Here is a 6,000-nt window from a genome sequence, read left to right as displayed (position 1 = left end):
GCAGCAAATTAGAGTCGTGCATGTATGGCCTTGGGTTTTAAGCGTCCAAAAAACTGGCGCAGGCCTTATTGGCTAGCGCTGGCCACGTGGTCGCCGGCAAGCAGAAGGAAGAAATCTGCGAGCTGGAACTGGAACTGCGCGAAGGCGAACCGGCCGCCCTGCTGGAACTGGCCGCCGAGCTGGCCGCCAGCCTGCCGCTGATGCCCTGCGACATCAGCAAGGCCGAGCGCGGCTACCGCCTGTTCGACGCCAACAGCTACTCCCTGAGCCTGCCCGCGCCGGAGCTGCGCGCGGACCTGTCCCTGGACGATGCCTTCGCCGCACTGACCTGGCACCTGCTGGGCAGCAGCCAGCGCCTGGCCGAGCAATACCGCTTCAACGGCCACTGGCGCCTGCTGCAGGACTGGGTCGACAACCTGGCGGAACTGCGCGCCCTGGTCAGCAGCCTGGGCCAGGCCGCGCCGCGCCAGGCCACCGCCGAGCTGCGTGCGTCGCTGGACGCGCTGCTGGAAGACTGGCGCCCGCTGGTGCAAGCCGGCCTGGACGACGAAGACGTACGCAAGGCCGCGCCGGAGCAGTTCATCGAAGAACTGCAAGACGTGCGCTGGGGCCTGTTCTCGCTGAACACCTCGCGCTGGCTGCTGGCCCGTAGCTGGGCCGCCGAGCGCAATACCCGCGGCAATCGCCAGGGCGCGGCGCAACTGGCCAGCTGGTTGCCGCGCCTGCTGGCCGAAGAAGCCAGCTCCCTGCAGCTGCCGCGCTACCAGCAGCAACCGGAAGACCTGGCCGAACAGCTGCCGCGTATCGAACGCATCCAGGCCTGGCTGCATCACGCGCGCAACGTGCTGGAAATCCCGGAACTGGACCGTCTGTACGGCGAGCTGAACAAGCTGGCGCAACTGGCCCACGAACCGATCACCGACGAAGCCCTCGATGCCCGCAAGCAACAGGCGATCACGGTGTTCCAAAACCGCGCGTGGAAAACCCTGCTGCGCATGTAACAGCCTCATCGCGAGCCAGCTCGCCCCTACCTTCCTGTAGGAGCGAGCTGGCTCACGATGGCCTCGGCCGTATCAACGCAGAACCGGCAGGCTCGTCGTCGACTTGATCTCCGACAGCGCCACGATCGAGTTCACCTCCTGAATCCCCGGCACCATCGACAGCTTCTCGAAGAAGAAGCGCTCATAGGCCTCGATGTCCGGCGTGACGATGCGCAACAGAAAGTCCACGGCCCCCATCAGCACATAACACTCCAGCACTTCCGGAAAGCCGCGGATCGCCTCGGTGAATTCGGTGAAGTTGGAGCGGCCGTGGGCGTTGAGTTTGACCTCGGCGAAGATCTGCGTGTTGAGGCCGATCTTCTTGCGGTCGAGCAAGGTCACCTGGCCACGGATCACCCCCTCCTCCTTGAGCCGCTGGATCCGCCGCCAGCACGGTGATTGCGACAACCCCACCTGCTCGGCGATCTGCGCGCTGGACAGCGAGGCGTCCTCTTGCAGCAGGGCCAGGATGCGGCGGTCGTAGGCGTCCAGCTCGCTATGCATAGATATCTCCAAAATATTGGTATGCACGAATTACCCAATTCGATAATCAGAAAAATACACCCATCTTAGATAAGAAATACCCGCGACCGAATGTAAAAATTTCTCCATTGATCTGGAGAAGCCCCATGCCCCCTCTCGAAGCCGTCAGTTCCCGCGCCGATGTGTGGAATGTCGCCAACACCCATTGCCGGGTGCACTACCAACTGGTCACCGACGCCGAAGCGGACGTGCTGTGCCGGGTGCTCAATCATTTCGCCCTGCAGTCCCTGCTGCCGCAGCAGGTCCAGGTGCGGCAACAGGACGGCGCGCTGCTGATGGAGGTACTGCTCGACGGCCTGAGCTGGCATCGCGCGCAAGTGATCGCGGAGAAACTGCGCAACCTGGTCAGCGTGTATTCGGTACAGCTGCAACTCGCCGAGCGTGAGCGGCTGCAGGCCGCCGGCTGAGGGCGCCGGCAAAACCCTGCAACGCTTGGGCGACGGCTCGTCGCGAGCCCGGGACTATTCTTGGCAATCCGTGGTCAGAAGGCGCATCTGCCTGATCCGCGCCCGCCGGATCGTTCACAAGGAGCCCGCATGTCCGTTCCCCTCGTTACCCAGGACCGCTGGCTGGATCTCAACGATCTGCTGCGCGACCTGGTCGCCCAGGGTTTCATCGGCCAGGACTCGGCCGAGCAGGCCCTGAGCACTCGCCGCACCGCCGCCAACAGCCAGCTGCACCCCTTGGAGTTCCTGGCCAGCCAGCAGCTGGACGATCTGCGCCGCCCCGGCAAGCGCCTGGATCTGGAAAGCCTGACCCTGTGGCTGGCGCAGCAAGCCGGCCAGCCGTACCTGCGCATCGACCCGCTGAAAATCGACGTCGCCGCCATCACCCCGCTGATGTCCTACGCCTTCGCCCAGCGCCACAAAATTCTCGCGGTGGCGATCGACGCCGAGGCCATCACCGTGGCCAGCGCCCAGCCTTATGTCAGCAGTTGGGAAGCCGACCTGACCCACGTGCTGAAACGGCCGATCCGGCGGGTGGTGGCCAACCCGGTGGAAATCCAGCGCCTGACCGTGGAGTTCTTCCGCCTCGCCAAGTCGGTCACCGGGGCCAGCGCCGACCAGAAAAGCCACGCCCTGGGTAACTTCGAGCAGTTGCTCAACCTCGGCGCCAGCGATCAGGAGCCGGACGCCAACGACGCGCACATCGTCAACATCGTCGATTGGCTGTTCCAGTACGCGTTCCAGCAGCGCGCCAGCGATATCCACATCGAACCGCGCCGCGAGCAAGGCACGGTGCGCTTTCGCATCGACGGCGTGCTGCACAACGTCTACCAGTTCCCGCCCCAGGTCACCCTGGCCGTGGTCAGCCGCCTGAAAAGCCTGGGCCGGATGAACGTCGCGGAAAAACGCAAACCCCAGGACGGCCGGGTCAAGACCAAGACCCCGGAAGGCGGTGAAGTGGAGCTGCGCCTGTCGACCCTGCCCACCGCCTTCGGCGAGAAGATGGTCATGCGCATCTTCGACCCCGAGGTGCTGCTCAAGGACTTCGACCAGTTGGGCTTCTCCAGCGACGACCTGCGGCGCTGGCAGGACATGACCCGCCAGCCCAACGGCATCATCCTGGTCACCGGCCCCACCGGCTCGGGCAAGACCACCACCCTGTACACCACCCTGAAGCAGCTGGCGACACCAGAGGTCAACCTGTGCACCATCGAAGACCCGATCGAGATGGTCGAGCCGGCGTTCAACCAGATGCAGGTCCAGCACAACATCGAGCTGACCTTCGCCAGCGGCGTGCGCGCGCTGATGCGCCAGGACCCGGACATCATCATGATCGGCGAGATCCGTGACCTGGAGACCGCGGAGATGGCGATCCAGGCCGCGCTCACCGGCCACCTGGTGCTGTCGACCCTGCACACCAACGATGCCCCCGGCGCCATCAGCCGCCTGCTGGAGCTCGGGGTCGCGCCCTACCTGATCAAGGCCACGCTGCTCGGGGTCATGGCCCAGCGGCTGGTGCGCACTCTGTGCCCGCACTGCAAGACCCCGCAGCCCCTGGACGAAAGCGACTGGCAAGGCCTGACCCGCCCCTGGCAGGCGCCGCTGCCCAGCCATGCCCACGGCGCCACCGGCTGCGCGGAATGCCGCGACACCGGCTACCGGGGCCGCGCCGGGGTGTATGAAATCATGCAACTGAGCGACAGCCTGAAAGCCCTGATCACAGCCGACGCCGACCTGCTCGCCATCCGCCGCCAGGCCTTTGCGGAAGGCATGCGCAGCCTGCGCCTGTCCGGCGCGCAGAAAGTCGCCGCCGGGCTGACCACCCTCGAGGAGGTATTGCGGGTCACACCGCAAAGCGAACAGCGATAAGGCCAGTCGCGCAGCCCCTGGACTACGCTTAGCCACAGATCAACGCACACAGGGAGTGGGCATGAACATTCGTCAGAAAATGATCGTCTCCGGAGCGCTCAGTGTGCTGGCCATCGCCCTTGTCGCCGGCATCGGCTGGTGGGGCCAGACGCGACTGACGCATGCGCTGGCCGACAGCCAGCTCAATGCCAGCGCGCTGCGCAATCACCTGGAAGCCGACATGATGCACGACGCGTTGCGGGCCGATGTGCTGGCGGCCTTCGCCAGCCAGCCCGGCGATGCCGGCGCGGGCGAGCAGATCCGCAACGACCTGCGCGAGCACGGCGACTGGTTCCGCAAGGCCCTGGCGGAAAATGCCCGCCTGCCCCTGGCGCCAGACATCCGCCAGGCCATCGGCGAACTGCAGCCGGTGCTGGAAAGCTACATTGGCGCCGCGGAGAAAATCGCCGAGCAAGCGCTGCGGGACCCCGCTGCCGCCCGCGCGGACATGCCGGCGTTCGCCAAGACATTTACCGAGGTGGAAGGCCTCAACGAAGCCCTGAGCAGCAAGATCGAAGCCAGCACCGCGCAAGCTCGCGAAGCCAGCGAAACCGCGGTGCGCCAGGCCGGCGGATGGCTGGTCGGCGGCAGCCTGCTGGCCGTACTGGCGCTGTGCCTGCTGACGCGCCGGTTACTGCACTCGGTACTGCGCCCGCTGGAAAAATCGGTGGCCGCGGCCCGGGCCATCGCCCAGGGCAACCTCAGCCTGCCGATCAGCGTCGACAGCGACGACGAGGCCGGCCAGCTGCAAAAGGCCCTGGGCGAGATGCAGGCCAACCTGCGGGACATGATCACCACCATCCGCCGCGAAAGCGAAGGCCTGCAGGGCACCTCCCATGACCTGAGCCTGACCTCCCAGGGCATCGCCGACGGCGCCAGCGAACAGGCCCAGGGGGCGAACAACATGGCCGCAGCCATGGAACAGATGATCAGCAACATCGCCCAGGTGGCCGAACATGCGCGCAACGCCCAAGACATTTCGGCGCAGTCGGAATCCCTCGCCGGCAGCGGCGGCCAAGTCATTCTCGGGGTGGTCGACGGCATGACCCACATTGCCGAGGCGGTCAACCAGTCCTCGCACAGCATCACCGCCCTCGGCCAGTCATCGGAGGAGATCCACTCGATCATCCAGGTGATCAACGGCATCGCCGAACAGACCAACCTGCTGGCCCTGAACGCGGCCATCGAGGCGGCCCGCGCCGGCGAAGCCGGGCGCGGATTCGCCGTGGTCGCCGACGAAGTGCGCAGCCTGGCGGGCCGCACGGCGCAATCGACCCGGGAGATCACCGGCATGATCGAACGCATCCGCGAAACCACCGGGCAGGCGGTGCGCAGCATGCAGACCGGCGTCAGCCGGGTGAACGACGGGGTGGGCATGGCCCAGCAGGCCGGCACCTCAATCAACGAAATACGCGAAGGCGCGCAACGCTCGGCGCTGATGGTCGAGGAGATTTCCCAGACCATCGGCGAGCAGTCCAGAGCCAGCAACGAAGTGGCGCAGCAGGTGGAGATGATCAATCAGATCGCCCAACGCAACAGCCGGGCCATGCACGAACTGGCGACGACGGTCGAGCAGATGGAGCGCTCCGTCGCCACCCTGCAGACCTCGGTGACGCGCTTTCAGCTGTAGGTGCAAGGCGGGTTTTATCAGGATCGAACAAGCCGACTAGCGTTACGGAACCGAATCGGGGGAGGCCCTATCAAAGGACTCAGATTAACCCCCCCTGTTGGAGTCACCCACCATGCGTTTCAAAACAGCTGTCGCCACCCTGGCCCTGCTTTCCCTGCCTGTAGGTTCGGCAATGGCCGACAGTTTCTGGCGTAACGTGCTTTCCACCGGCGCCACCACCGCTTCCACCTACCTGACTTCCAAGGATCACAAGCTGGTCGCCGCCGCCCAGGACGACGCCAGCAGCTTCGTCGCCAGTGAAGGCACCATCCGCGGCCCGTTCCTGGAAGCCGCGATGAACAAAGTCCGTGCCGACAACCCAGGCCTGCAGGCCACCGACATGGAGTTGGCCAACGCCATCCTGGCGAAAAACGCCGTCGCCCAGCAGTGACCC

5 protein-coding genes and 1 pseudogene are annotated in these 6,000 nt (G+C 65.5%); 5 read left to right on the top strand and 1 reads right to left on the bottom strand.

The window, feature by feature from the left end; all coding sequences use genetic code 11:
• Positions 1–80: 80 nt before the first annotated feature.
• Positions 81–1,001 (top strand): annotated as a pseudogene (locus ACQKQA_RS22330) (inorganic triphosphatase); the annotation flags it as partial.
• A 72-nt stretch (positions 1,002–1,073) separates the two neighbouring features.
• Here the strand turns inward: ACQKQA_RS22330 and ACQKQA_RS22325 are convergent.
• Positions 1,074–1,544: an Lrp/AsnC family transcriptional regulator gene (locus tag ACQKQA_RS22325; protein WP_044465653.1), complete on the bottom strand. Its 471-nt coding sequence runs from the start codon at positions 1,542–1,544 to the stop codon at positions 1,074–1,076.
• A gap of 125 nt (positions 1,545–1,669) precedes the next feature.
• On the opposite strand from ACQKQA_RS22325, the gene ACQKQA_RS22320 reads away from it, so the two are divergent.
• From ACQKQA_RS22320 to ACQKQA_RS22305, 4 genes are all read left to right on the top strand, one after another.
• Positions 1,670–1,990: a hypothetical protein gene (locus ACQKQA_RS22320; protein ID WP_427562487.1), complete on the top strand. Its 321-nt coding sequence runs from the start codon at positions 1,670–1,672 to the stop codon at positions 1,988–1,990.
• Positions 1,991–2,119: 129 nt separating this feature from the next.
• Positions 2,120–3,898: a GspE/PulE family protein gene (locus ACQKQA_RS22315; RefSeq protein ID WP_427562484.1), complete on the top strand. Its 1,779-nt coding sequence runs from the start codon at positions 2,120–2,122 to the stop codon at positions 3,896–3,898.
• A gap of 61 nt (positions 3,899–3,959) precedes the next feature.
• Complete coding sequence (locus tag ACQKQA_RS22310) at positions 3,960–5,567, top strand: methyl-accepting chemotaxis protein (protein WP_427562481.1); 1,608 nt, start codon at positions 3,960–3,962, stop codon at positions 5,565–5,567.
• A gap of 112 nt (positions 5,568–5,679) precedes the next feature.
• Positions 5,680–5,997, top strand: coding sequence for a DUF2388 domain-containing protein (locus ACQKQA_RS22305; protein WP_427562478.1), 318 nt, complete (start codon positions 5,680–5,682; stop codon positions 5,995–5,997).
• Positions 5,998–6,000 lie beyond the last annotated feature (3 nt).

This window comes from Pseudomonas sp. NPDC089530, from assembly GCF_050280705.1.
GTDB lineage: Bacteria > Pseudomonadota > Gammaproteobacteria > Pseudomonadales > Pseudomonadaceae > Aquipseudomonas.
Note: the sequence above shows the minus strand (reverse complement) of the source record. Positions and strands in the feature narration are given on the sequence as shown.